The following is a 24103-nucleotide window of genomic DNA, read 5'->3' on the forward strand; positions in this document are numbered from 1 at the left end:
GATCGGGGGATGAATTAACTGTGCCGCTGAGGCAGATCACTGTGCCGAGTTTGCTTAAGATGGCGCTATCACTACTTTTATTTGCCAACACTCACCGTGGGTAATGCTTCGATGTGTGGTTTGGCAAAGTAATAGCCCTGAAAAAGATGAACGCCCATGGCATTTAATACCGCGAATTCATCGGCAGTTTCTACGCCTTCGGCGATGGCTTGGATATTTAAATGCGAGCAGGTGAGCAAAATACCCGCCAGAATAGCTTGCCGGCTGGCGCTGTGATTAATGCCCCGCGTCAATTCCATATCAATCTTCAGAATGTCGGGCTGAAAAGTCGCGAGCAAATTCAGCCCTGAATATCCGGCCCCGAAATCATCGATGGCTGTGGTGAAGCCGCGCTGGCGATAGGCCGCAAAAATGCCAATCAGATGCTCGCTATCCACGACTCTTTCGCCTTCCGTGACTTCAAACATCAGCCGATCGGTTGGAAACTGGAAACGCTCGGCAGCTTCGAGAGTGGCGCGAATGCAAGTTTCAGGGCGATAAACTGCATTGGGTAAAAAATTAATCGAGAGTAGGCAATCAGGCAGATGCTGCAAACCGAGCCCCGCGGCTAATTCAATCGCCTTAACTCGGCAGGCTTGGTCGAATTTATAGCGGTTGCCATCATTCACCTGGCTCAGAATATCTGCTGCGGTTTCGCCGTTCTTTCCCCGAATCAGGGCTTCATAGGCAAATGGCCGGGCTTTCGTGACATCCCAGATCGGTTGGAACGCCATCGTAAAATCAAAGCCTAGATCGTCCAGATTGCGGCATTGGTCACAACCGATCGACTGAAAATGCCCCTGAAATGCGGGCGTGATCTGGTTTTTCTGCATGCTCGACTCTCTTTTTGGTGCAATAAATTACGCTCAACCTAAGCAGCATAGCCGGTTTTACTCGGTAGTTCTGAGGGCCATGCCAAGCGTTTCGTGAGTGTTTCAGCTAGTCAGGGGTCCAGTTTTTAATAAATTGCACCTCTGTTGCTCGGCCGATTTAGCGGCGCTAAGCTCGGTCTCTGGCTTAGGCAATTACCAAATGGTTATCCCATTTTTGCTGGGTATAGCCCGCTAGCCTTTGAATGGATTGGTCTGCAGCCTGATACTGGTAGAGGCCGCCTTCTTCGCTGCTAATCCAGGCCTGTAGGCCGCGGCTGGCGATGCCTGCGGGGCGGGGGATGGCGAGGGCTGGCAAAGGGCTGCCGTCGCTGCGCCAGCGGGCCAGCTGGTTGCCGCGCATGGCGCTGATGAGAAACTCGTTCCCCACTGCCGCAATGCTGGCGCCGTAGCCCATTAGCCCCGCGGGCTGCTCGGCGAGGATCAGCCGCTCGCCACCGGGCGGCAGCAGGGCCAGTAGCGGCGCATCGCGATGCTGGCTGGCGCTAGCGTATTCGGCCTGCATGGCAACGCCCAGCGTGCCGTCGCTGGCGCGCGCCAGATGGCGCAGGCTGAGGGCTTTATCCGGCAGGCTGTAATTGGCCAGCAATTTGCCCGATGGCCATTCGAGCAGCGCCACGCTTGGGTTCATGGCGCCACGATTGAGTTTGGTGCGACCGGTTTCCGGCAGGGTGAGAATCCCGCCATTCGCTACCGCTATTATCTTGCCCGGTACTAGCCATAGCAATTCATGCGGGCCAATGCCCCCGGAGGGTATTTCGCCCAGCCGCTTAAAGGTGTGGGCTTCGTAAATGCCCAGCAGGCCGGCGCTGGTGTCGTCGTTGTTTTCGGTGGTCAATAAGGTTGACGCATCGGGGGTGAGCAGGGCGTGGCCGAAAAAGTGCCGGTCAAAGGCCGCGTCAGCCAGCTGCAGTAGCTCGCCACGCTGCCAGTTGATGCGGGCCAGCCACAACCCCAGTCGGCGGCTAAGCACAATCGCCTCGCCATCGGGCAAGGGCAAAATGGCGTGGCCACGGCTAGGTAGGTCAACCCCTTTGCCATTGATCGCGCCAAAGCCATTGACGGTCTCGCCCCAGTAGGCACTCAGCAGGGTGGGCGCCGGCTCGCTGGCTTTCACCCACGGGCTAAGTAGCGAAATGGCGCTAATTTGCAGCGAACAGCGCAGAAAATCGCGGCGGCTAGGCATGCATCACCATCGCTTAATCTCCGTCGCCTTCGGTAAAGCCCAGCGTCAGGTCGAGCTTTTCCGCAACCTGATCTTGCAGGATTTTGCGGGCCTGCTGGATGGCTTTGCTGCAGCCCAGCCGCGCGGCGCTGGTGGCCTTGTCGAGGTTGGCGGGCAGCTGGCCGCAGCTACTTTGGGCGCTCGTGAGGGCTTGCTGCATGCGCTGATCCAGCGCGCTATGGCCATCGGCCTGTAATTGCCGGCTAATGCCGCCATAGGCCTGCGCTGCCCCTTGCAGCTGTGCCAGAAGCTGGGCTTTGCTGCTGCCGCTGCGCCATTCCACAAACTGCTCGGCGCTTACCGCGTCGGCGGTGGGCATGCGTTTACCCAGCCCGGTCAGGCTGGCGATCAGTAGGTTCACATGCTCAGAAAACATATTGCGGCGGAAAAACGGGTTCTCTGCGCCCAGCTGCTCGCGATAAATCCGCCAGCCTTCATCGAGGGTATGTGTCTCAGTGGCAATCTGCTGGCTGATTTGCTGCAGATACCCGCAGCGAGCTGGGTTTTTCAGCTTGGCCAGCTGTGCCTTGGGCTGATTATCGCCCCACAGCAGGTATTCGGCTGCGCCCAGCCCCTGAGTGGCCACATTGGCTGGCCCACCGCTGATGGCGGCTTCGAGCTCCGCGATGCGGGTGGGGCGAAAATCAATTTTGCGGCCCAGCCGCGCCAGCACCATCGGCCCGGCCGGTGCGCCATCCAGCGCGCGCCAGGCGCTGCTGGTGGCTAGCCAAGCTTGGCGGGTGGCTTGCAGCTGCGCTTCGTCGGGTTTGGCGCACAGCGTGGTGCTGCGGCTGGCCAGCTGCTCGGCCGCGCTGGTCAGCGCCTGCTGGCGTGGCAGATAGCCTTCGTCCAGCCATTGCTGGGCTTGCGCGGCAGTGGGCTCGGGGCCGCTAAATTCGGGCTCGGCGGCTTGGGCGAGCTGCGTCAGCGCCAGCAGCAGAGTGGTAAAAAGCAATGAGTTGCGCATAGTGGCCTCGGGCTTAGAGCGAATTAAGGAAGGTCAACAGGTTTTCCCTATCCTGCGCCGTGAGTTTCAGTACATATTGCTGGCTGGCTGCGGCTTCACCGCCGTGCCAGAGCACCGCTTCCATCAGGTTACGCGCGCGGCCATCGTGCAAAAAGCGCGTGTGGCCGTTCACGGTATGCACCAGCCCCAAGCCCCACAGCGGCGGGGTTTTCCACTGGCGGCCATTGGCGCGGCCATCGGGGCGACCATCGGCCAAACCTTCGCCCATATCGTGCAGCAGCAAGTCGGTGTACGGATAAATGGTCTGATTTGCCAGCTGCGGAATGGCTTTGAATTCACCCGTTTTATAGCTTGGGGTATGGCAGCTGACGCAATTGGCGTCGTTGAAAATCTGCTTGCCACGCAGCACGGCGGCGCTGTCGGCATCGCGGCGGGTCGGTACAGCCAGCGTTTGCGAATACAAAATCACCTGTTTTAGCGTTTTGTCGTCGATTTCGGGTTTGCCACCGCTCGGTGCTTTTTTGCAATCAGTCTGCGCTGGCATGCAGTCTTCGTGCGGGTTGATGCTCGAGGTAATGCCGATATCGCCCAAGAAAGCGCCCGCGCTTTGATGGCCAATCGAGGCGACATTGGCCTTCCAGCCAAAGCGGCCGATGAGCTCTTTTTTGGCAAAGGCGTCGTACACATAGTTGGGCTCGCCAGCGATGCCTTTATTGTCGGCCTTTTGCTTGGCCGCATTGGCAAGGATGACCTTCTCGGGTATTGCCTCTAATAGCCCGAGACCAATCATCTGCGGGGCAATACGGGGGGAGAGCATCACGTCTTTATGCATAGCCCCGTAGGCTAAATCGGTGATTTTGTAGTGCGGTTTCAGTAGTTCATACGGCGTGCCATCGGCAAATTGGCCGGTGATGGGCTCATATTTAATCTGCACCTGGCCTTCGGGCTTCACATGCGGAATGGCGCGATTATTGAGCTGGCCGCCGTAGACTGGATCGGGCTTCTGGCCGGGAATCGACAGACGAATCAGCAAGGCCATTGGCTGCTCTTGCTGAATGCCATTGCTAAAGTCGGGCGGCGCGCCGCGACCATCGAGCGTATGACAGGCGCCGCACGATTGCGCGACAAAGTGCGGGCCTAGGCCATCGCGCGCTTTGGTCGATGACGGTGCTTCTACCCAGGCTTTTTTAAAGAAGGAATTACCGACCACAAAATCGGTTTTTTGCTGATCGGTGAGGCCCGGGTAGGGCAGCGAGAAGGCGTTTTTGCCGTGATCGTCGGTAGTGCCGACTTCGCCGCCGGGCGTTTCCTCGGCGGGCTCAAACGCCGCGAGCAGCGCCGCGCCTTCATACGCCAGCACCGAGCCCGCGAGCAAGCAGCCCAGTAGGGTGAGTTTGGTTTTCATCGGGTTTCCCTAACAATGACAAAACCCCAGCCCGTGGGCTGAGGTTTTGTAAGCGCTAATCAGTTAGCTGTATTTGTTGATAATTTGAGCCAGCGCCTTATCGTTTGAAAAGGGCGATGTAATCCGCCCATTTACCGCTGACCCCCAATCGCTCTAGCTTGGCGCGATTGCAGCGGTAAAACACGTACAGCGCCAGACCGAGCGCAATGGCAATGCCCAGCAGCAAGACCACAACGACCTCAAGGCTTTCATTGCGCAGCGTTTGCACAAAACTGTGGTCTGGGAACGCGAGTAACACCACTAACGCCCCAAGGATGCATGCTAAAAATTTGGCCATTTGCTTGCTCGATCAGGATTGAGTCGCCTTAAACGCTGGTATTCAGCCGTTTAATGCCCAGCTCTTTGGCTGCATTCACTAGATTTTTAGTCTGATTTTTCAGCGATTCCACCACCGCTTGCACGCGTTTGCGGCCCGGCGCGTCTTTTTTGCCGACGATTTCGCGATCAAACGGCGCTTGGATCGCTTCGGCGGCTTGCACGCTGGTGGCCATATCGTGGCTCACTGCGTCGGCGACTTCAGCATTTTTCTGTGCCACCAGCGCTTTCAGACTCGCGCCTTCGAGCACTTCGCCCGAGCGGCGTACAAAGCGGCCTTCCCACACGTTTTGAATGCCTTTGGCGTTGGCCACGATATCGCGGTGGGTGTTATCCGAGAAGCACGAATGCTCGTCTTCCTGGTTTTGCGTATCCAGCGCCACTTCAATGCGCTCGCCCGCCAGCTCGCCACGGCTTAAAGTGCCGAGGCTGGTGAAGATTTTCTTGATGCTATCTTGGCCGCCTTTTTCAAACTGGGCGCGGAAATTCTTTTGGTTGGGCTGCCATTCTTTTTCCACGCTGGCCAAGTCATCCACCAGCATTTGCGTGACTAATTTGAGGTATTCGCCGCGGCGTTTGGCGTTCGGCGCGGTGGTGTAGTCGCTGTATGGGCGCTGGCCGGCGCTATCGCGGCTCAAGTCTTGGCCCCACAGCAAAAACTCAATCGCGTGCCAGCCGGTGGCGATGTTTTCTTCGCCGCCGCGCTCGTTCAGGCTGCGCAATTTGGCTTCGGTAATTGGCGTTTTGCTATTGATAATGCCGGCTTTTGCCTTGCCTTTCACATAGTCGATATACGCTTCATCGAGCGGCCAGGCGTTGATAAAGCCTTCCGGGCCGGTTTCACTATCAATTGGGCCGCCGTAAAACCGGAAAGCTTCGGTCTGGCCATACCATTCGCGCGCTTCCAGCCATGCGGCTTGGGCGGCCTTTTGTGTGTCGGCAGATGGGTTGGCGATAAAGGCGTCGATCTTGGCTTGCATCTCGCGCGCGCTCGCCAAGCTGTCTTGGTAGCCGGCCGCTACCTGCGTGGCGTATTGGCTGATGACTTGTTGTTGGGTGATGTCTGCGGCCATGGCTGGCGCGGCGTGCAGCAGGCCGCTGCAAAGCAGGGCAAGGGCTAGTTTTTTCATCATCGCTCGCTCGCGGCTAGGGGCCGCTGTGTCGTTATTAAAATAGAATGATTCTCAGTGTATTTGATAACGCTTCTCAATGGCAAGAGCTGGCCCGGCAGGGTTGGGCCGCGCCTGCGGCCAGCTTGCTGCGCGGGTGGCGTAAGCACTCGGCGTAACCACCGTGGAGCGAGCGCAGCCGATGAGCCGGCAAACGCGGCTTGGCCTGAGGCTGGTGCTGGCGGTGTCCGGGTGATCGGGGTGGGATATTGCTTTGGGGTATGCGCTGTAGGCTATTGCTCTTATTGCCCTACAGCGCAATACCTACTCCTAGTAAACGCTGGCTTCGCCTTCGGGGCGGGTTTTAAAGCGGCGGTGCAGCCAGAAATACTGGCTAGGATATTCCAGCACTTTGCGCTCGATAAACTGATTCATGCGCAAGGTATCGGCCGCTGCATCGGCGCTGGGGAAATTGTCCCACGCCGCTTCGTAGCGCAACACCAGCTGCGAGCCACGCAGTGTGGCGATCATCGGGATGACCGCGGCACCGCTCATTTTGGCAATGCGTGAGAGCGCCGGGATGGTGGCGGTAGGCACGCCAAAAAACGGCACAAAGATCGATTCTTTCGGGCCCAAATCCTGATCAGGCAGGTAGTAAAAGGCAATGCCCTGCTTTAAAGCGCGAATAATCGGCCGGATACCGTCGGCGCGGGGTACCAGCAAAGGCTGGCGAAAGCGCCGGCGGATGCGCAGGCTAATTTCATTAAACGCACCGCGCTGCGAGGCCAGATAGGCCGAGCCATCGTGTTCCATCGCGTAGCGCACGCCACCAAAATCCAGCCCCAAGAAGTGCGGCGAGAGCAAAATCACCGGCTGGCCGGCCTGCGCCGCCAGATGTTCTTCGCCTTCAACCCGTACCAAGCGGCGAATGCGGGCGGCACTGCCCCAATACAAAATGCTGTAGGCCAGAAACAAATGCGCGGCCTGACAAAAATGCTGGCGCAACACCTGCGCGCGCTGGACGGGCGGCCAAGCGGGGAAGCACAGGCGCAAATTGGTTTCGCCAATATGGCGGCGGCGTTTGAGCGTGGCGTAAAGCAGCAGCCCGATCGGCATGCTGACCCAGCGCATCAGCGGGAAGGGAATCCAGTGCAGTAGCCACAACAGGGCGGCGAGCAGGCGGGTACTCATGCGGCCTCCGACGGGTAGCTAGGCGGCAGTGGTGCCCCTGCCGGGTGTTTAAAGCGGCTGTAGCTCCAGAAATATTGCTCGGGGATCTGGCGGATCAGGTCTTCCAGATTTTGATTCATCACTGTGGCGTCATGCTCGGGCTCGCCGGTAAGCTCACCCACAAACGGCTGCACATGAAAGCGGTAGCCACGGCCAATGCCGAGGCGTTCGGTATAGCAGGGCAGAATAATGGCATTGCTGGCGCGGGCCATTTTGGCCAGCAAAATCATGGTGTAGGCCGGCTGCCCAAAAAAAGGCGCCCACACGCCTTCGCCGCCGCCCGGCACTTGATCGGGCAGCAGATAGGCCACGCCGCCTTGCTTGAGGGTTTTGAGTAGCACGCGCACGCCAGCGGCATTGGCCGGGGCGGGCTCGGCGCCGCCGCGCGAGCGTGAATAGATCATCAGTGGCTCAAGATAGGGCTGTTTGGGCGGGCGATACAGCGGGGCCAGTTTGCGTGGGATGAGCCCGGCGACGCAGACGCCGGTCATCTCTAGCGCGCCCAAATGGGGCGACATAAATATAATCGGCCGACCGCTGGTCAGCGCGGCTTCAACATGCTCCCAGCCGCGTTTCTCGCGCACCAAGGCCGTGAGGCCATGCAAAGGTCTCATCCAGTGCGGTAAAAATTCGAGGGCCGCGATGCCATGGGCAGGAATACTTGAGTGTAATAATCGGTTATAATCGCGGCTATTTTTCGCAATCGCACTTAACCTTAGATTGGTTCGCAGCACGCGCCGGTGACGGGGGGAGCCCCACCACACCAGCCAGCCAACGATCCAGCCTAGCGCTTGCAGCAAGGGCAGTGGCAGTCGGGCAAAGAGTTTGGTAATGGTCAGCAGCATTGACAATGTTGAAAGCCGGAATCAAATGCCGATTGTAGCTGCGATTGGCCCAAAAGGGGTCATGTAACCGAGGACAATACTGCAATGAAAGACTTTCTGTTTACTTCCGAATCGGTTTCTGAAGGCCATCCGGACAAGGTGGCAGACCAGATTTCCGACGCGATTCTGGATGCCATTCTGACTCAGGATAAAACGGCCCGTGTGGCAGCCGAGACTCTGGTGAACACGGGGTTGGTTGTGCTGGCCGGTGAAATCACCACCACCGCGAACATCGATTACATCCAGATCGCCCGCGATACCATCAAACGCATTGGCTACGATCATTCCGACATCGGCTTTGATTACAAAACGTGTGCCGTACTGGTGGCCTACGACAAACAGTCGCCCGATATCGCCCAAGGCGTGAACGAAGGCGAAGGTATCGATCTGGACATGGGCGCTGGCGATCAGGGCCTGATGTTTGGCTACGCTTGCGATGAAACGGCCCAACTGATGCCGGCATCGATTTACTACGCCCACCGTCTGGTACAGCGCCAAGCTGAATTGCGCAAAGATGGCCGCCTGCCTTGGCTGCGCCCCGATGCCAAATCGCAAGTGACCCTGCGTTACGATGGCGAAACCGGCAAAGTGAAAGAAGTGGATACCGTGGTACTGTCAACCCAGCACCACCCGGATGTATCGCACGAAGAATTGTCGGCTGCGGTGATCGAGCATGTGATCAAGCCGGTATTGCCGGCCGAGTGGGTCACTGAAAACACCAAATTCATGGTGAACCCAACTGGTCGTTTCGTGATCGGCGGCCCAATGGGCGATTGCGGCCTGACTGGCCGTAAAATCATCGTGGATACCTACGGCGGTGCCGCGCCACACGGTGGCGGCGCTTTCTCGGGTAAAGACCCATCCAAAGTGGATCGCTCCGCCGCTTATGCGCTGCGCTATGTCGCGAAAAACATCGTGGCAGCCGGCATTGCCAAGCAATGTCTGGTGCAGGTGTCATACGCGATTGGCGTGGCTAAACCGGTATCGATCATGGTCGACACCTGGGGCACTGGCGTGATTCCGAACGAAGCGATTGTGGAACTGATCCAGAATAACTTCGATCTGCGCCCGAAAGGTATTATCCAGATGCTGGATCTGCAGCGCCCAGTGTATGGCCGCACTGCTGCCTACGGCCACTTTGGTCGCGAAGAGCCTGATTTCTCTTGGGAGCGCACCGATAAGGTTGAGCAGCTCAAAGCTGCGGCAGGCCTGTAATCTTGCGCTAGCTAAAAGCCGCCTTCGGGCGGCTTTTTTTATGCCTTTTTTGAGCGAGGGAGATACAGATCAAGATCATTGTCTTATCCCTGTGCTGAAATCAGCTCATAAATCCCCATAAATCAAAAACTGGAGCAGCATCATGCGCATTGTTACTCGACTCGCCTCCCCACCCGAATACCGCAAACTCGCGCCGTGGTTTAAAGCGGCCGGTCAGGCCGAGCCGACACTGGCCGATATGGTGTTGCTGGCCGAAACCGAGGGCGAGCTTTGTGGCGCACTGCGCGTGGTGATGGCTGGAGTGATCCGGCTAGATAGTGTGATTGCCCGCGATGACGAAGTGCTGGCCACCTTATTGCAGCAGCTGGGCCGCTGGATCGGGCGCGAAGCCTGCTGGGCCGTGGCGAGCCCAGATGCCCTGCCGGTGTATCTGGCGGCAGGCTTTGTTGAGCAAGCCACGGAGCCAGATACCCTAGTGAATGAAGCGACAACTCAGGCGCGGGTGCTGCTGCAGCGGCCGGCGCCCGTCGATGCCGAGCCTACCGAGGCGATTGCGCTGGCGGCCAGTGGCGCGCTGCCCAATGCAAGCGAATAGGCGTATAGTCCTTGCCGCCCATCAGTTGACTAGCCTGAAAGTAGGCAGCCAACGGCGCTAATTTACGCTAAAATTGCCCCACACCGAGGGGCGCTGCAGCCCGCCGGCCCTACCCGGGCCGCGTGAGTCAGGCTCGGTGCTTATCCAATTTAACGGCGCTCACCTATCGTTAAACCCTGCCGGGTTCGATGACCGTCGCTGCAGCACACCATCTGTTGCCGACTTAAGGTGAGCATCGACCCGGCCACATGGAGCATTATCGTGGCCGAATTCAAAGACTATCACGTAGCCGATATCAGCCTTGCCGCCTGGGGCCGCAAAGAGCTGAGCATTGCCGAAACTGAAATGCCAGGCCTGATGGCCGTGCGCGACCAATTTGGCGCGCAACAGCCATTGAAAGGTGCGCGCATTGCCGGTTCGCTGCATATGACGATCCAAACTGGCGTCTTGATCGAAGCGCTGAAAGCATTGGGCGCAGATGTACGCTGGGTATCGTGCAATATTTTCTCGACGCAAGACCACGCTGCAGCAGCAATCGCTGCGGCGGGCACGCCCGTGTTCGCGTACAAAGGCGAATCGCTGGAAGAATACTGGGAATTCACGCACCGCATTTTCGACTTTGGTAACGGTGAATTTGCCAATATGATTCTGGACGACGGCGGCGATGCCACGCTGTTGCTGCATTTGGGCGCACGCGCGGAAAGCGACTTGAGCCTCGTTGCGAATCCAACCAACGAAGAAGAAACCGTACTGTACGCCGCGATCAAAGCGCAAATCGCCAAAGATCCAACATGGTACTCAACGCGCCTGAAACACATCATCGGCGTAACCGAAGAAACCACCACCGGCGTACACCGTCTGTACCAGATGCACGAGCAAGGCAAACTGGCTTTCCCTGCGATCAACGTGAACGACTCGGTAACTAAATCAAAATTCGACAACCTGTACGGCTGCCGCGAATCATTGGTTGACGGGATCAAACGTGCAACCGACGTGATGATCGCCGGTAAAGTGGCGGTAGTCTTGGGCTACGGCGACGTGGGTAAAGGTTGTGCGCAATCACTGCGCGGCCTGGGGGCAACGGTTTGGGTTACTGAAATTGATCCAATCTGCGCGCTGCAAGCGGCGATGGAAGGCTACCGCGTGGTGCGGATGGACGATGTGGCCGGCGAAGCCGACATTTTCGTTACCACTACCGGTAACGTTGGCGTGATTACGCACGATCACATGAAAGCGATGCGCCACAATGCGATTGTCTGCAATATCGGTCACTTCGACTCAGAAATCGAAGTGGCGAGCCTGCGCCAATACAACTGGGACAATATCAAACCACAGGTTGACCACATCGAATTCCCGGACGGCAAACGCATCATCTTGTTGGCTGAAGGCCGCTTGGTGAACTTGGGTTGCGCAACCGGCCACCCATCATTCGTGATGTCCAACTCGTTTGCCAACCAGGTACTGGCGCAAATCGAGTTGTTCACTAAACGTGAGCAATATCCAGTGGGCGTGTATGTATTGCCAAAACATCTGGATGAAATGGTAGCCCGTTTGCACTTGCAGAAAATCGGCGCGAAGCTGACCGTGCTGAGCCCTGAGCAAGCCGCCTACATCGGCGTGCCAGTGGATGGCCCTTACAAGCCAGCGCACTATCGCTACTAAGCAACTCGCAAAAACGCCCCTTGTGGGCGTTTTTGTTTGTCAGCGCATCAAAAAGATATCGAGGTCGTGATGAGTACCCCTGCTACTTATACCCCGATTGCCTGCGCCGCCTACGATTATCTGGAAATCACCGCCATGCACCGCGAGCCGGTGCAACTGGTGCTCCACGATGGCACGTGCCTGCAGGCCGTAGCCTGCGATGTGCGGGTGCGTGAACAGATTGAGTATTTTGTCGTTGAATGTGCTGGTGCTGTGCAAGAGATCCGGCTTGATCAGTTGGTGTCGATCGAGTCGCTGGCGCAGCCCCCACGTTTTGCCTTAATCCAGATCCGCTAACGAGGATAATGATGACCACCGAAACTCGCCGTGATTTTCTCAAAGCATCTGTGGCCAGCGGCTTTGCGCTGGCCGTGCAGCCCGTGGCCGCGACCACGCTGCAAACCGATAGCACAGGCCTAACGGCAGGCATGGTGCAGATTGGCCCGCTGCCCGCCTATCGGGCGATGCCCGCGGCGGCCACTGGCCCCTTGCCAACTGTGATTGTGATTCAGGAAATCTTTGGTGTGCACGAGCATATTCAGGATTTATGCCGCCGGCTGGCCAAGCAGGGCTATCTGGCCATCGCGCCTGAATTTTTTTACCGCTATGGCGATGCGCGGCAGTATGCCGATGTGGATAGCCTGATTCGCGAGCTGGTGAGTAAAGTGCCCGATGCCGAAGTGCTGGCCGATCTGGATGCCACCGCCGCCTGGGCTACCAGCCAAGGTGGTGATCCGCAGCGCCTGGCGGTAACGGGGTATTGCTGGGGCGGCCGCATTACATGGCTGTATGCAGCACATACCCCCAAGGTAAAAGCCGGCGTGGCTTGGTATGGCCGCTTGGTGGGGCCAACAAATCCAAATACGCCGCGCCAGCCCATTGATGTGGTCAGCCAGCTAAAAGCGCCAGTGCTGGGCCTGTATGCCGGGCAGGATAAAGGCATTTCGCTTGAGAGCGTGGCGCAAATGCAGGCGGCGCTCAAAGCGCAAAAGCAATCGTTTGCCTTCCAGATTTACGATACGGCCGCGCATGGTTTTAACGCCGACTATCGCCCCAGCTACAACGCCGCCGCGGCGCAAGATGCGTGGGCAGCGATGCTGGCGTGGTTCAAGCGCTTCGGGGTGTAGCCATAAAGACGGGGGCAGCGCTGAGCGCGGCCACCGCTTGATTATGAATCGGCTGCTCCAGCAGAGCGGCGCGGTAGCACAAACCATAGCGGATGCTGGGCAGTGTTTGCGCGAGCGTCACTGGGCGTACGGCATAATCGGCGGCGAGGCTGGCGGGCACCAGCGCCCAGCCTTGGCCCGCCTCGACCAGCTGCAAGACCAGTGGCAGGGTATTAGCCCGATGATTGGTTTGCATCGCCACCGTATCCACCCCCAGCAGCGCCAATAGCTGCTGCTGGCTCGGCGCATCCGGGCATAAAATCCAGTCATCCAGTGCAATATCGTGCAGCTGCTCAAGCGGCTTATCTTGTGACCAATCGCGGGGCGCGACCACACACAGCGGGTCATCCAGCAGCGGTAGAAATAACTCATCCTCGCAGCGCTCCGCCTCGGTCGCGAGCCGCACATCGCCGGCGCAGCCAGCTTGTAATTGCCACTGTATCGCTGGCAATGCGCTGGCCAACACCGCTAGCCAATAATTCACCGCCTGTCGGGGTACATCGGCCGCCACGCCCAGCGCCAGCGGCTGGCAATGATGTTGGGCGGTGAATTGCTGGCGAATGCCGGCCAGTTGCGCCAGCAGACGCTGCGCTTGCGGATACAGTAGCCGTGCCGCTTCGGTGACGGCTACGCCGCGTGGCTCGCGGATAAACAACGGCGTCGCCAGCTCGTCTTCCAGCTGGCGGATGGTGACCGACAAAGTGGGCTGGGTGATAAACAGCCGCTGGGCGGCCAGCGTGATATTACGCTCTTCAAACACCGCCAGAAAGGCCTTGAGGTGACGGGTATCCATAGATTAAACCGATAGCAGCCAGCGATATTTCCCATTTTACGCCGCTTATGGCCGGGGAATACACTCTCTTTCATCGCAAGCCATTATTAATGGCGATTACAGAACCAAAGGATACCATCATGCAAAAGAAACTAGTCATTATCACCGGTGCCAGCTCAGGGATCGGCGCTGAATTAGCCCGCCAGGTAGCGGCCTTGGGCCACCCCATGCTGCTGTTGGCTCGCCGCATTGAGCGGCTGCAAGCGCTGAATCTGCCCAATACCCTGTGCCGCAGTGTGGATGTCTGCGATGGCGCCGCGGTACAGGCCGCGGTGGCCGAGGCCGAGGCGCTGTATGGCCCGGCTGATTTGCTGGTGAATAACGCCGGAGTGATGTTGCTGGGCAAAATGGCCGAGCAAGCGCCGGGCGAATGGCAGCGTATGCTGGATGTGAATATCGGCGGCGTATTGAATGGCATTCACAGTGTCTTGCCCGGCATGGTAGCGCGCCAGCATGGCACCATTATCAATATCAGCTCGATCGCTGGGCGCAAAACTTTCCCTAACCATGCCGCCTATTGCGGCACCAAATTTGCGGTGCATGCACTGAGCGAAAATCTGCGCGAAGAAGTGGCCGAGCACAATGTGCGGGTGATTACCATTGCCCCGGGCGCAGTGGAAACCGAGCTGTTAAGCCACACTACCGATGCGCAAATCAAGGCGGGCTACGAAGACTGGAAAACCGCGATGGGTGGTGTTTTGGCCGCCAGCGAGGTGGCGCAAGCGGTGTTGTACGCCTATCAGGCGCCGCAGTCGGTGTGTATTCGCGAAATCGTACTGGCCGCCACGCGCCAGCCCGCCTAAACCACGCGGCGGATTTAGGCTGGGCTGGTCAGGGTTTGGGCTACCCAGTCTGCCAGTGGCGCAAAATCATAGTCATCCAGCGCCGCTTGCAGTGCGGCCAGCTCGGCCCTTGGGTAATGCGCCGCGATACTTGGGCGCAAGCGGGCAAAGGCGGCGCTAGCGCGGCGATCATTGCTTTCGAGCCAAAGCTGCAGTATTTCCAGCTCATTCAGTAGCTCGGCTGGGCTGAGTAGCGGGGCGGTGGCCTCGGAGGGGCTGGTTGGCGCAGGTAGCTTGGCCTGAATTTCGGCGCAGGCGCTGCTTAGCGCCTTGGCCAATTCAGCCAGTAGCGCCTCAGCAGCGGCAGGCTGGGCGGCGGCGGGAGCGCAGGCGTTTTCCAGCTCGGCCGCCAGCGTGGGAATACGCTGCAGCCCCAGATTGCCGGCAACGCCTTTCAGCGTATGCGCCAGCCGCTGCGCGCTGGCCCAATCGGCGCTGGCGATGTGGGTGGCGAGCGTGGCCGCGGCCTGTTGATAGTTACGAGCAAAATCGCCCAGTAGGTGGTTGAGGGTGTCGGCCTTATTGGCTAGCCGGCGCAGCGCCTGGGGGTAGTCTAGGCATTGCCATTGATTATCGTTAGGGGTATTGCTCTGTAGGCTATCATTTTCAATATCTACAGCGGAATACCTCAGGTATTTGCTCAGCGTTTGGGCCAGCTGCTGCGGGTCAATCGGTTTGCTGAGGTAATCATTCATGCCGGCAGCGCGCACTGCGGCCTGATCCTCGGCGCTGGTGTTGGCGGTCATGGCAATAATCGGCAGCGTGGCCAGCGCCGGCAAGCGGCGAATGGCGCGCGTGGCGGCATAGCCATCTAGCCGCGGCATTTGAATATCCATCAAGACCAAGGCATGGGCCGCAGGCGCGGCGCTCAGTTGCTCTAGCGCGGCCTGGCCATCACCGGCCACGCAGGCGTGCAGGCCCAGCTCGGCCAATAATTCGCAGGCAATTTGCTGATTGATGGCGTTGTCTTCCACCACCAGCACACTGGCGGGGGCAAAGCGCAGCGTCGGTGCGCTTGGCGTAATGCTTTGGGCTTCGCCTCGCCAAGCTGCGGGCAAGTAGGGCGCCGCAATGGCGCGCGCACCCAGCGCTTGCCAAGCTGGCCAATCTTCGGCGGCCGGTTCGCCCAGCAGCCATAGCTCGGCCGCGGGCTGCTGCGCTTGTAGCTGGCGGGCGATGGCCAGCAGGCTGGTTGCTGGCGCAAACAGCACATCCAGTAAATAGCACTCACTCGGCCCAAGCGGGCTATCGTCGATGACTTGCTGAAACGTCGTTGCCGGGCAATAGCGCTGGGCCAGCTGCGCGAGCCCCGTATGCCGGCTCAATAGAGTGACATGGCCGCGCGTGGGCGGCTGAATGGGCGTGGCGGCGGCGCTGGCGCTGAGCCGCACCTTAAAACGAAATACGCTGCCTTGCTCGGGGGTACTTTCGACGCTGATTTCGCCCGCCATCAGCTGAACCAGTCGCTGCGCAATACTCAGCCCCAGGCCGGTGCCGCCAAATTGGCGGGTGGTTGAGCTATCGGCCTGCGTGAAAGGCTGAAACAGCCGCGCCAGCTGCTCGGGCTGCATGCCCACGCCGGTATCGCGCACAGCGGCGCTAAGCCAGCAAGCATCCCCCTCCTGAATGGCCTGCAAGTGCAGGCTCACTTCGCCATGGGCGGTGAATTTGATCGCGTTATTGAGTAGATTGATCAGCACTTGCCCCAGCCGCAGCGGATCGCCTTGCCACTGCTCGGGCAGGGTGGGGGGCAGATCAAACCAATAGTGCAGGCCTTTTTCTTGCGCCCGCCCGGCAGTGACCGTCGCAACCTGGGCGAGCACGTCGCTTAACGAAAAAGGAATCTGCTCTAAAGTGAGCCGATCGGCTTCGATCTTCGAGAAATCAAGCAGGTCATTAATCAGGCTGAGCAATACCTGGCCGGCATGACTGATTTTGTTTAGGTAATCGTGCTGGCGCGGATTGTCGCTGTGTTTCGCCGCCAGATGCGCCAGACCCAGTACGGCATTCAGTGGAGTGCGGATCTCGTGGCTGATATTGGCCAGAAAGCGAGATTTGGCTTCGGTGGCGGCTTCGGCGGTGTGGCGGGCTTGCTCCAGCGCGGCGGCTTGCTCTACCGCGCGAGTGATATCCATAAAAAAGCCATTCCAGTAATCTTGCCCATCGGCGCCACGCGCCGGCACACCCACGGTGCGAATGTGATGCAGCTCGCCCGCCAGCAGCACGGTATGTTGCACATCTGCCGTTCGCCGCTCGGCAATGGCCGCGCGGATTTCGCTGCGGGCCTGCTGCATTTCCGCCAGCGGCACATGCCGCCAGCGCTGCGCCGGATCGGCGTAGATTTCCTGCAGACTCACGCCAAATAGCTCGGCGGTTTTGGCGCTGAGGAAGGTAAATTCGCCTGCTTCCCCTTGCTGGCGATATTGAAAGACCGCCAGCGGCAGGGTGTTGGATAAGTCCACCATCTGCTGTCGCGCCAATTCGGCCGCTTGTTTGGCATTGGCCAGCGCTGTCTGCTGCGCCAGCTGCTCGCTGATGTCGCGCGAGGTGACGAGCACGCTTTGCACCTGCCCGTGCGCATTCAGCTCGGGTGTGAGCATCCATTCGCGCCATTGCTCGGCCAGCCCATAGGCAAAACTGCGGCGCAGTGGTTGCGCCAGCTGGCTCACGCTGGCAATGGCGGCTTCACGTTCGGCCGCTTCGCTGGCGCTAAAGCCCAAATCGGCCAGCCGACAGGTGCTGACCTCGCGCGGCGGCTGCCGCAATTGCCGAAACAGCGCCGGGCTGGCATACAGCAGCCGGCCATCGGGGGTAAAGCGCATGATCACATCCGAGGCATTTTCAGCCAGAGTGCGAAACGCGGTTTCCCGCTCCTGCAATTGCCGCGCGGCGGCGGCTTGCTCGTCCTGATGGCGCTGTTGCAGCGCCCGCCAGCGCTGGCGGGCATGCAGCAACAAGCTCGCCACCAAGACCAGAATGCTAGCCAGGCTCGCTAAGGGTAGCCAATGCCACCAGGGCGAGAGCTGGCTGCGATCTTGTAGCACCATGACTTTCCAGGTTCCGCGCGGGTCGGGCCAGCTCAGTTGGGATTCAGCCACCATATAGCGCATGCTACCCAGTCGCAGCTCGCCCGAGCCCGCTGGCGCCCAATCCAGCAGGCTGAGTGGGGTATTGCCCAGCAAGGCATCAAATTGATGCAGCTGGCGCAAAGCCAGTAAATCATCGGCGGCGAGCGGCTTTAGCCACTGAAATAAATCCCCCGGTTGGCTGCTGCCAAAAATCAGCCCATCGGGCGAAAGTAGCCAGGCACGCGAGCCGTGCTTGCGCAGCAGCCCATCAATAAAGTCACCGCCCATTTTGATGACCAGCACGCCTTGCGGATAGTGTGGCACTTGCGGCAACCACACCGGGGCAGCGAAGTAGAGGCCGCGCTCATGCGAATGAATACCAATGGCCGGATAAATATGCGCTTCACCGCGCATGGCTTGCTGCCAGTACGGGCGCTGCCCCAGCTGTTCGCCCAGCAGCAACTGGCGGTTTTGGTTGTCGGTGTAGGCCAGTACCTGGCCGGTGCCGCTCAGTAGGTAGGTGCTCTCGGCGCCAAATTGCCGCAACACATGCTGGCTATCTTCGACCAGGCGCGCCATGGCGCTCGCCTCGCCCAGTAGGCTGCCGCGCACACTGGCCGAGGTGCGCCCCATCAGCTGGGCGGCACCCAGTACGCGTCCTTCACTGGTATTGGAGCGAATCTCTAACGCCAGATCATGCGCCAGCAATTGCAAATGGGTTTGCTGGGACGCCTGCTGCTGTGCCGCTTGCCACTGCACTGTGGCCCAGCCCGCGAGCCCTGCGAGCAGTAGGCTTATTAACCACCAGCGCCAAGCAAAGCGGGCGGGCATGGCTTAATCTGCCTGCCGCGGTAGACGCAGCGTGAGGGTGGTGCCGGTATCATCATCGGTCTGCATCTCTAGGCTGCCATGCTGGGCCTCGGCATACAGCCGGGCGGTGTAGGTGCCGATGCCATTACCCTTGGCTTTGCCCGCGGTGACATATTTCTCGAAAAAGCGTTGGCGGATCGCCATGGGCACCGCGCCCTGATTGTGAATGGCTAGCTGAATGTCTTTCTGACCCACGGTGGCCGAGCAATGAATCTGGCTGCCTTCGGGGGCTGCCTCGGCGGCGTTTTTCAGTAGATTGGACAGAATCCCCAGGCTTAGGCCGGTATTGCCCAGCACATTTAAAGGCTGCTCACCCAGGCCGGTGAGATCCATGCTGATTTTGTCGGCAAAGGCGAGCTCAACCTCGGCTGCCACGCGGCGCACTTGCTCGCCCAGCTCGAATACCTCGGCATCGAGCAGATAGCTGCCGGTTTCCATCCGCAATAAATCGAGGGTGCGATCAATTTGCTCTAGCGCGGCATGCGTGGCATTGGTGGCCAGCCGTACCAATTTTTGCTGGCTACTGGTGAGGCTATCGGTGAGCAATTGCTCGGTGGCTTGCAGTACCGCGCTGAGCGGGCTTTTCAGATCGTGTTTATTGAGCTGTTCTACTTCCTCGCGTAAGCGGGCGTCTTCTTCCAGGCGGGCTGATTGCAGCTGCAGATTGCTCACCGCTTTGGCTAGACGCAGCTGGGTGCGCACACGCGCGCGCAGGATGGTTGGGTGAAAAGGCTTCACCACATAATCGACCGCGCCCATTTCCAACCCTTTCGCAACATCATCCGGCTGATCTTTGGCGGTCATAAAGATAATCGGAATCTGGCGGGTGGCTGGGTCTGCTTGCAGTGCCTGACACACGGCATAGCCATCAGGCTCGGGCATCATCACATCGAGCAGAATCAGATCGGGCGGGGTAGCGCCGCGGGCGAGCTCCAGGGCTTTGTTCCCGCTTAAGGCCACTTGCAACTGGTAATCATCTTCCAGCACCGTGGCGGCGGCTTCGATATTGTCTTTGGCGTCATCCACAATCAGGATGCTGGCGCGGCGGGTTTCCTGCTCGAGATTGAGTTCGCCAATCAGGGGCCGGCGGCTGGCCGGTTGAGGCCGAGCCGGCGCCGAGCGTTTGCCCAGCAGCATGCGGTGCATGCGGTTGGCAAAATGTTGGGTGGTAAAAGGTTTGATTAGGTAATCGGTAACGCCGTTTTCCAGAGCAGCTTCGATGCTGCTGCGCGTGGCATTGGCGGTGATCAGCATAAACGGGATATGCGCGGTGCCCGGCTGATTGCGAACCCATTGCAGCAGCTCCAGCCCGTCCATGCCGGGCATATTCCAGTCACTGATAATGCAGTTGATGGGCTGCTTTTTGAGGATCTGCAGCGCCTCGCGGCCGCTGCTGGCTTGCTCAATGCCGGTAAAGCCCTGCTCAGACAGAATGCTTTTTAGGGTTTGCCGGAAGGTGGTTTGATCATCAATGATCAGCACATTTTCTTTGCGGAGCGCCACGCGGTTGCCTCATCCAAACAATCATATTCCTGCTTGGATTATGCGTGGCACGGCAAGCCCTTGCCAAACAAAACGCCCCATTCGCCAGCGGCTGTTGTAAAGCGCGGCGGGATGGGGCGTGCGCTGGGGAGTAGCGTGGCTTTAACGGTATTGCCGCAGATGACGCCACACTGCCAGCAAGGCGCCAAGCAGGCACAGCGTAGCGACAATGCCGCAGACTGCGGCGATGGTCAGCAGATCGGGTGTTTGTAGCGCAAATTGCTGGCCATAGGACTGCGCCAGTGCATTAATGGCCGGATTTAGATGCCCGATCACGCCCCAAACTATGCCAGTAGCCACCAGCCCGCCCAGAAAGCCCTGCAGCAGCGCGCTATGGATAAAGGGGCGGCGGATAAAGGCATCGGTGGCGCCGATCAGTTTCGCTACTTCGATTTCGTCTTTGCGGGTCAGGATTTGCATGCGGATCGCGTTGCCGGTAATCAGCACCAAGGCCGCGCCGAGCATGCCGGCTACGACTTCAAATACGTTTGCCCCCAGCTGGGTAATCCGCGCCAAGCGGCGAGCCCATTCGGCATCCAGCTGCACTTCTTCCACGCCGGTGTGGCCGCTGAGCTCTTTTTGCAGTGCTTCCAGCGCGGCCGGATCAACGCTTTTCGGTTGCAGTACAAAGGCATCGGGCAAGGGGTTATCTACCAGCCCAGCTAGCAAATCGGCATTGCCAAAGCTGCCTTGCAAGCTTTTGAGTGCTTCATCTTTCGGCGTGAAAGTAAGCTTGGCGATGCGCGGGTCGGCTTTAAGCTGCTGCTGCAGGGCGCTCACCTGCGCAGGCTCGGCGCTGGGCGCCATAAAGATCGAAATCTGTGGCTCGATGCTGATATGTTGGCTGATCTGGCCAACGCTATTCACGATCAGCCACAGCGCGAGTGGGAAAGCGGCGGTGATGCCAATCACCAGCAGATTCAGCAGGCTGCCGATGGGCTGGCGCACCAGCGCCCCGATCGAGCGAGTAAAAGCTTGTAGGTGAGAGCGGAACCAGGCTGTCATTGTGTGCCCCTCAAGCGGTAAATTGGCCGTTTTTCAGGCGCAGAATGCGGCGGCCATAGTCGGCCATCAGGCTTTCATCGTGGGCCGAGATCACCAATGTGACGCCCACCTGATGGAAGGATTTGAACAGCTCCAGAATATCGTGCGCGTAATCGCGATCGAGATTGGCGGTGGGCTCATCGGCCAGCAAAATCGACGGACGATGGACGACCGCGCGGGCAATACACAGCCGCTGCTGCTCGCCACCCGAGAGTGAAATCGGGTTGAGTTTTTCTTTGCCGGCGAGGCCGACTTTATCTAGCGCGGCCAATACGCGGCGGCGGCCTTCCTGATGCTCAAAGCCGATGATATCCAGCGGCAGGCGCACATTATCAAAGACACTGCGGTCGTACAGGATTTTGTGATCCTGAAAAATCAGGCCAATATGCCGGCGCACAAAAGGCAGCGAGGCGCGGCTCATCCGCGCCAGATTTTGCCCATTCAGCAATACCGCCCCCGCGGTGGGCTTTTCGATGCCGGCCATTAATTTGAGTAGCGTCGATTTACCCGCACCAGAGTGGCCGGCCAGAAACACCAGCTCGCCGCTGGGGATTTCGAAGCTCAGATTCTTGATGGCATCAAAACCACCCGGATAGCTTTTGCTAACTTGCTGAAACTGAATCATACAAATCCTCAATTAAAACTGGGTTCAGCTCGACTGCTATCCCAATGTCCATCTAGATGATAAAACATCAGCTCAACACCTGCGCCCTCACGCCCCTCGCCAAAATACTGCCCTTTAGGCTGAAACCCCAGCTTTTCCAACACGCGGCCACTACGAGGGTTGCTGACTAAATGCTCGGCATAAAAATATTGTGGGGCCTGTGCCTGTCGGCAGTAAGCGATGGCGGTCTGAGCGGCTTCAGTGGCGTAACCTTGCCCCCAGAATGCCTGCCCAAACCAATAACCTAATTCGGTGTGTTGCGGCTGGTAGACCAGCCCGACACACCCAATCAAGTCGCCGCTGCCGCGTAAAGTGACAGCAAAAACATCTTCAACCCGATCCCGGCTGGCTTGCGCTTGACAGGTGAGAAATTCTTGCGCCATTGTTAAATCATAAGGATGCGGAACGCGGCGGGTATTGCTCGCAACTGCCCATTCTCCCGCAAGTTCAGCAATATACGGGGCATCCGTATCTTGCAGTGGCCGCAGTATCAGCCGGGCGGTGGTGAGGGTGGGTAGTTGCATGCGCGGGTGTTTTAAACTGGGCTGAAACGGCTATTCAAACAGCGCGTCGATGTAGTCTTTGGCCACAAACGGGCGCAGATCATCAATGCCTTCACCCACGCCAATAAAGCGCAGCGGTACTGGGCGGTTTTTGGCAATGGCGGCGATCACGCCGCCTTTGGCCGTGCCATCCAGCTTGGTGAGCACCAGCCCAGTCAGGCCCAATGCATCATCAAAAGCCTTGGTTTGCGCCAGCGCATTCTGGCCGGTATTGGCATCGAGCACCAACAGCACTTCGTGCGGGCCAGTCGGCTCGGCTTTTTGCACCACGCGTTTTACTTTTTTGATTTCTTCCATCAGGTGCAGTTGGGTGGGCAGGCGGCCGGCGGTGTCGACGATCACCACATCAATACCGCGCGCTTTGGCGGCGTTCACGGCATCAAAGGCCACGGCGGCGGCGTCGCCCGACTCCTGGGCAATCACATGCACGCCATTGCGCTCACCCCACACCACCAGCTGTTCGCGTGCGGCGGCGCGGAATGTATCGCCGGCGGCCAGCAGCACCGATTTGCCTTGGCTTTGGAAATATTTGGCCAGCTTGCCGATCGAGGTGGTTTTGCCGGCGCCATTCACGCCTGCCACCATCAAAATAAACGGCTTGTGCCCGCTGACATCGAGCGGGATTTGCAGCGGCTGGATCAGCTCGGTGAGGCTGTCTTTCAGCGCGCCTTTTAGCTCGGCCGCGTCTTTCAGGCCCTTGAGCGACACGCGATCGCGCACGTCATTCAGCAAATGCTGGGTGGCATCGACGCCCATATCCGCAGTGAGCAAGACGGTTTCCAGCTCGTCATACAGATCGTCATCGATCTTGCCGCCGCCAAACACGCTGGCCAGACTTTTACCCAGTTTATCGCGGGTTTTCGCCAGGCCCAGCTTCAGGCGCTCGGTCCACGAGAGCTTGGGTTTTTCTTGCGGCTGCGCTACTGGGGCCAACTGGGCTGGGTCGCTCTCGATGTATGTGTCTGTAGTTTGCGTGGGCGCTGAATCTGCAGGCAATACCTCGGTGGAGTATTCTGGAGCGGCACTGGGCGCAGGCGCCGCCGGCTCGGCGTGCTCGACGGCGGCAGGGGGCAAGGCCTCGCTGGCGGCTGCTGGCGGGCTAAGCGGCTCGGCTGCGCTCTGGTTCAGCGTCGGGCTGGCCACCGCGGGCGTGGTGGTGTCCGGGGCCGGTGAAGTCGTTACCGGGGTATCGGCCGGCTTCTTTTTACGAAAAAAACTAAACATGGTGTTGGCTTGATTCCTGCAAATCGCGGAAAATACGAATCTATTTGCGAGATTTTAACTGGAGCAGCCGTGTCCGCACAGCACAAAAATCAGGTGCGTATTATTGGCGGCCAATACCGGCGCCGTATCCTGAAGTTTCCCGATTCACTGGGCCTGCGCCCCACCCCCGACCGCGTGCGCGAAACGCTGTTCAACTGGCTGGGCCAAGACCTCACGGGCTGGCACTGTCTGGATCTGTTTGCCGGCAGCGGCGGGCTGGGGTTTGAAGCCGCCAGCCGCCATGCCAAGCAAGTGGTGATGGTCGAAATGGCCCGGCCGGTGTATCAGGCCTTGCAGGCCAGCCAGCAAACGCTGGGTGCGCGCGAGATTCAGCTATTGAACGCCGATGCGCAGCGCTTTTTAAGCCAGAATCGGCAAGCTTTTGATCTGGTGTTTCTTGATCCGCCCTTTGCCAGTACCTTGCTGGCCGATACATTGGCGCTGTTGCCGCCCCATCTGAGCGAGCGGGCGCGGGTGTATATTGAATGCGAAACGTTGCCCGATCTTAGCGGCTGGGAGATCTTGCGCGAAGGCAAAGCCGGCACGGTGCGGTATGCTTTACTCTGCCGTGCGGCGGCTGGGGATGCAGAAAACAGTACTGAATCTGCATAGGA

General features: G+C 59.0%; 22 protein-coding genes and 1 riboswitch. Of the genes, 7 read left to right on the forward strand and 15 right to left on the reverse strand.

Going from position 1 to position 24103, the window contains the following annotated elements; all coding sequences use genetic code 11:
* Positions 1-77: 77 nt before the first annotated feature.
* From L991_RS10125 to L991_RS10160, 8 genes are all read right to left on the reverse strand, one after another.
* A complete protein-coding gene (locus L991_RS10125) occupies positions 78-872 on the reverse strand; it encodes an EAL domain-containing protein (protein ID WP_052190803.1) in 795 nt (264 codons plus the stop codon).
* Positions 873-1056: 184 nt separating this feature from the next.
* Positions 1057-2115 carry a DUF1513 domain-containing protein gene (locus L991_RS10130; RefSeq protein ID WP_052190804.1) on the reverse strand — a complete coding sequence of 353 codons (1059 nt, stop codon included), beginning with the start codon at positions 2113-2115 and terminating at the stop codon, positions 1057-1059.
* Between the two features lie 13 nt (positions 2116-2128).
* Positions 2129-3121: an imelysin family protein gene (locus tag L991_RS10135; protein ID WP_047394910.1), complete on the reverse strand. Its 993-nt coding sequence runs from the start codon at positions 3119-3121 to the stop codon at positions 2129-2131.
* Between the two features lie 13 nt (positions 3122-3134).
* Complete coding sequence (locus L991_RS10140) at positions 3135-4526, reverse strand: di-heme oxidoredictase family protein (protein ID WP_047394913.1); 1392 nt, start codon at positions 4524-4526, stop codon at positions 3135-3137.
* 97 nt (positions 4527-4623) lie between these two features.
* Positions 4624-4863, reverse strand: coding sequence for a hypothetical protein (locus L991_RS10145; protein WP_047394916.1), 240 nt, complete (start codon positions 4861-4863; stop codon positions 4624-4626).
* Between the two features lie 28 nt (positions 4864-4891).
* Positions 4892-6031: an imelysin family protein gene (locus L991_RS10150; RefSeq protein ID WP_047395077.1), complete on the reverse strand. Its 1140-nt coding sequence runs from the start codon at positions 6029-6031 to the stop codon at positions 4892-4894.
* Between the two features lie 309 nt (positions 6032-6340).
* Positions 6341-7201: a lysophospholipid acyltransferase family protein gene (locus L991_RS10155; RefSeq protein WP_047394919.1), complete on the reverse strand. Its 861-nt coding sequence runs from the start codon at positions 7199-7201 to the stop codon at positions 6341-6343.
* Positions 7198-8085, reverse strand: a complete 888-nt coding sequence (locus L991_RS10160; RefSeq protein ID WP_047394922.1) for a lysophospholipid acyltransferase family protein — start codon at positions 8083-8085, stop codon at positions 7198-7200. Before L991_RS10160 ends, L991_RS10155 begins: the two co-directional genes overlap by 4 nt.
* Before the next feature lie 84 nt (positions 8086-8169).
* Between L991_RS10160 and metK the strand changes: the two genes are divergently transcribed.
* The 5 genes from metK (at position 8170) to L991_RS10185 (ending at position 12762) form a co-directional block, all read left to right on the forward strand.
* Entirely contained in the window at positions 8170-9339 is a 1170-nt protein-coding gene (gene metK / locus L991_RS10165) for a methionine adenosyltransferase (protein ID WP_028450260.1), read from the forward strand.
* A gap of 142 nt (positions 9340-9481) precedes the next feature.
* Complete coding sequence (locus tag L991_RS10170; protein ID WP_047394925.1) at positions 9482-9934, forward strand: hypothetical protein; 453 nt, start codon at positions 9482-9484, stop codon at positions 9932-9934.
* Positions 9935-10013: 79 nt separating this feature from the next.
* Positions 10014-10102, forward strand: a riboswitch (S-adenosyl-L-homocysteine riboswitch).
* Positions 10103-10189: 87 nt separating this feature from the next.
* Positions 10190-11596 carry an adenosylhomocysteinase gene (ahcY, locus tag L991_RS10175; protein ID WP_374749643.1) on the forward strand — a complete coding sequence of 469 codons (1407 nt, stop codon included), beginning with the start codon at positions 10190-10192 and terminating at the stop codon, positions 11594-11596.
* 69 nt (positions 11597-11665) lie between these two features.
* Positions 11666-11932 carry a Rho-binding antiterminator gene (locus tag L991_RS10180; protein WP_156129045.1) on the forward strand — a complete coding sequence of 89 codons (267 nt, stop codon included), beginning with the start codon at positions 11666-11668 and terminating at the stop codon, positions 11930-11932.
* Between the two features lie 11 nt (positions 11933-11943).
* Entirely contained in the window at positions 11944-12762 is an 819-nt protein-coding gene (locus L991_RS10185; protein ID WP_081986627.1) for a dienelactone hydrolase family protein, read from the forward strand.
* Here the strand turns inward: L991_RS10185 and L991_RS10190 are convergent.
* Positions 12743-13594, reverse strand: a complete 852-nt coding sequence (locus L991_RS10190; RefSeq protein ID WP_052190806.1) for a LysR family transcriptional regulator — start codon at positions 13592-13594, stop codon at positions 12743-12745. The genes L991_RS10185 and L991_RS10190 overlap by 20 nt on opposite strands.
* Before the next feature lie 119 nt (positions 13595-13713).
* On the opposite strand from L991_RS10190, the gene L991_RS10195 reads away from it, so the two are divergent.
* The gene (locus L991_RS10195; RefSeq protein ID WP_047395088.1) at positions 13714-14436 is read left to right on the forward strand and encodes an SDR family oxidoreductase; all 723 of its coding nucleotides are present in this window, start codon (positions 13714-13716) and stop codon (positions 14434-14436) included.
* 14 nt (positions 14437-14450) lie between these two features.
* On the opposite strand, the gene L991_RS10200 is transcribed toward L991_RS10195, so the two are convergent.
* From L991_RS10200 to ftsY, 6 genes are all read right to left on the reverse strand, one after another.
* A complete protein-coding gene (locus L991_RS10200; protein ID WP_047394931.1) occupies positions 14451-18374 on the reverse strand; it encodes an ATP-binding protein in 3924 nt (1307 codons plus the stop codon).
* 3 nt (positions 18375-18377) lie between these two features.
* Complete coding sequence (locus tag L991_RS10205; RefSeq protein WP_047394934.1) at positions 18378-19916, reverse strand: response regulator; 1539 nt, start codon at positions 19914-19916, stop codon at positions 18378-18380.
* A 141-nt stretch (positions 19917-20057) separates the two neighbouring features.
* Complete coding sequence (gene ftsX / locus L991_RS10210) at positions 20058-20960, reverse strand: permease-like cell division protein FtsX (protein WP_047394938.1); 903 nt, start codon at positions 20958-20960, stop codon at positions 20058-20060.
* 10 nt (positions 20961-20970) lie between these two features.
* Positions 20971-21624 (reverse strand): cell division ATP-binding protein FtsE, encoded by a 654-nt coding sequence (gene ftsE, locus L991_RS10215; protein ID WP_047394941.1) that lies wholly within the window; start codon positions 21622-21624, stop codon positions 20971-20973.
* Positions 21625-21632: 8 nt separating this feature from the next.
* Complete coding sequence (locus L991_RS10220) at positions 21633-22187, reverse strand: GNAT family N-acetyltransferase (protein WP_052190807.1); 555 nt, start codon at positions 22185-22187, stop codon at positions 21633-21635.
* Positions 22188-22217: 30 nt separating this feature from the next.
* Entirely contained in the window at positions 22218-23450 is a 1233-nt protein-coding gene (ftsY, locus tag L991_RS10225; RefSeq protein WP_047394944.1) for a signal recognition particle-docking protein FtsY, read from the reverse strand.
* Positions 23451-23519: 69 nt separating this feature from the next.
* On the opposite strand from ftsY, the gene rsmD reads away from it, so the two are divergent.
* Positions 23520-24101, forward strand: coding sequence for a 16S rRNA (guanine(966)-N(2))-methyltransferase RsmD (gene rsmD / locus L991_RS10230; protein ID WP_047394947.1), 582 nt, complete (start codon positions 23520-23522; stop codon positions 24099-24101).
* Positions 24102-24103 lie beyond the last annotated feature (2 nt).

This window comes from Chitinibacter sp. ZOR0017 (assembly GCF_000799095.1).
Classification (GTDB): domain Bacteria; phylum Pseudomonadota; class Gammaproteobacteria; order Burkholderiales; family Chitinibacteraceae; genus Chitinibacter; species Chitinibacter tainanensis.

Bases quoted from the DNA above. Each gene is read 5' to 3' on its own strand.
- L991_RS10125 (WP_052190803.1), bottom strand. From the start codon at position 872: ATGCAGAAAAACCAGATCACGCCCGCATTTCAGGGGCATTTTCAGTCG.
- L991_RS10130 (WP_052190804.1), bottom strand. From the start codon at position 2,115: ATGCCTAGCCGCCGCGATTTTCTGCGCTGTTCGCTGCAAATTAGCGCC.
- L991_RS10135 (WP_047394910.1), bottom strand. From the start codon at position 3,121: ATGCGCAACTCATTGCTTTTTACCACTCTGCTGCTGGCGCTGACGCAG.
- L991_RS10140 (WP_047394913.1), bottom strand. From the start codon at position 4,526: ATGAAAACCAAACTCACCCTACTGGGCTGCTTGCTCGCGGGCTCGGTG.
- L991_RS10145 (WP_047394916.1), bottom strand. From the start codon at position 4,863: ATGGCCAAATTTTTAGCATGCATCCTTGGGGCGTTAGTGGTGTTACTC.
- L991_RS10150 (WP_047395077.1), bottom strand. From the start codon at position 6,031: ATGAAAAAACTAGCCCTTGCCCTGCTTTGCAGCGGCCTGCTGCACGCC.
- L991_RS10155 (WP_047394919.1), bottom strand. From the start codon at position 7,201: ATGAGTACCCGCCTGCTCGCCGCCCTGTTGTGGCTACTGCACTGGATT.
- L991_RS10160 (WP_047394922.1), bottom strand. From the start codon at position 8,085: ATGCTGCTGACCATTACCAAACTCTTTGCCCGACTGCCACTGCCCTTG.
- metK (WP_028450260.1), top strand. From the start codon at position 8,170: ATGAAAGACTTTCTGTTTACTTCCGAATCGGTTTCTGAAGGCCATCCG.
- L991_RS10170 (WP_047394925.1), top strand. From the start codon at position 9,482: ATGCGCATTGTTACTCGACTCGCCTCCCCACCCGAATACCGCAAACTC.
- L991_RS10180 (WP_156129045.1), top strand. From the start codon at position 11,666: ATGAGTACCCCTGCTACTTATACCCCGATTGCCTGCGCCGCCTACGAT.
- L991_RS10185 (WP_081986627.1), top strand. From the start codon at position 11,944: ATGACCACCGAAACTCGCCGTGATTTTCTCAAAGCATCTGTGGCCAGC.
- L991_RS10190 (WP_052190806.1), bottom strand. From the start codon at position 13,594: ATGGATACCCGTCACCTCAAGGCCTTTCTGGCGGTGTTTGAAGAGCGT.
- L991_RS10195 (WP_047395088.1), top strand. From the start codon at position 13,714: ATGCAAAAGAAACTAGTCATTATCACCGGTGCCAGCTCAGGGATCGGC.
- L991_RS10200 (WP_047394931.1), bottom strand. From the start codon at position 18,374: ATGCCCGCCCGCTTTGCTTGGCGCTGGTGGTTAATAAGCCTACTGCTC.
- ftsX (WP_047394938.1), bottom strand. From the start codon at position 20,960: ATGACAGCCTGGTTCCGCTCTCACCTACAAGCTTTTACTCGCTCGATC.
- ftsE (WP_047394941.1), bottom strand. From the start codon at position 21,624: ATGATTCAGTTTCAGCAAGTTAGCAAAAGCTATCCGGGTGGTTTTGAT.
- L991_RS10220 (WP_052190807.1), bottom strand. From the start codon at position 22,187: ATGCAACTACCCACCCTCACCACCGCCCGGCTGATACTGCGGCCACTG.
- ftsY (WP_047394944.1), bottom strand. From the start codon at position 23,450: ATGTTTAGTTTTTTTCGTAAAAAGAAGCCGGCCGATACCCCGGTAACG.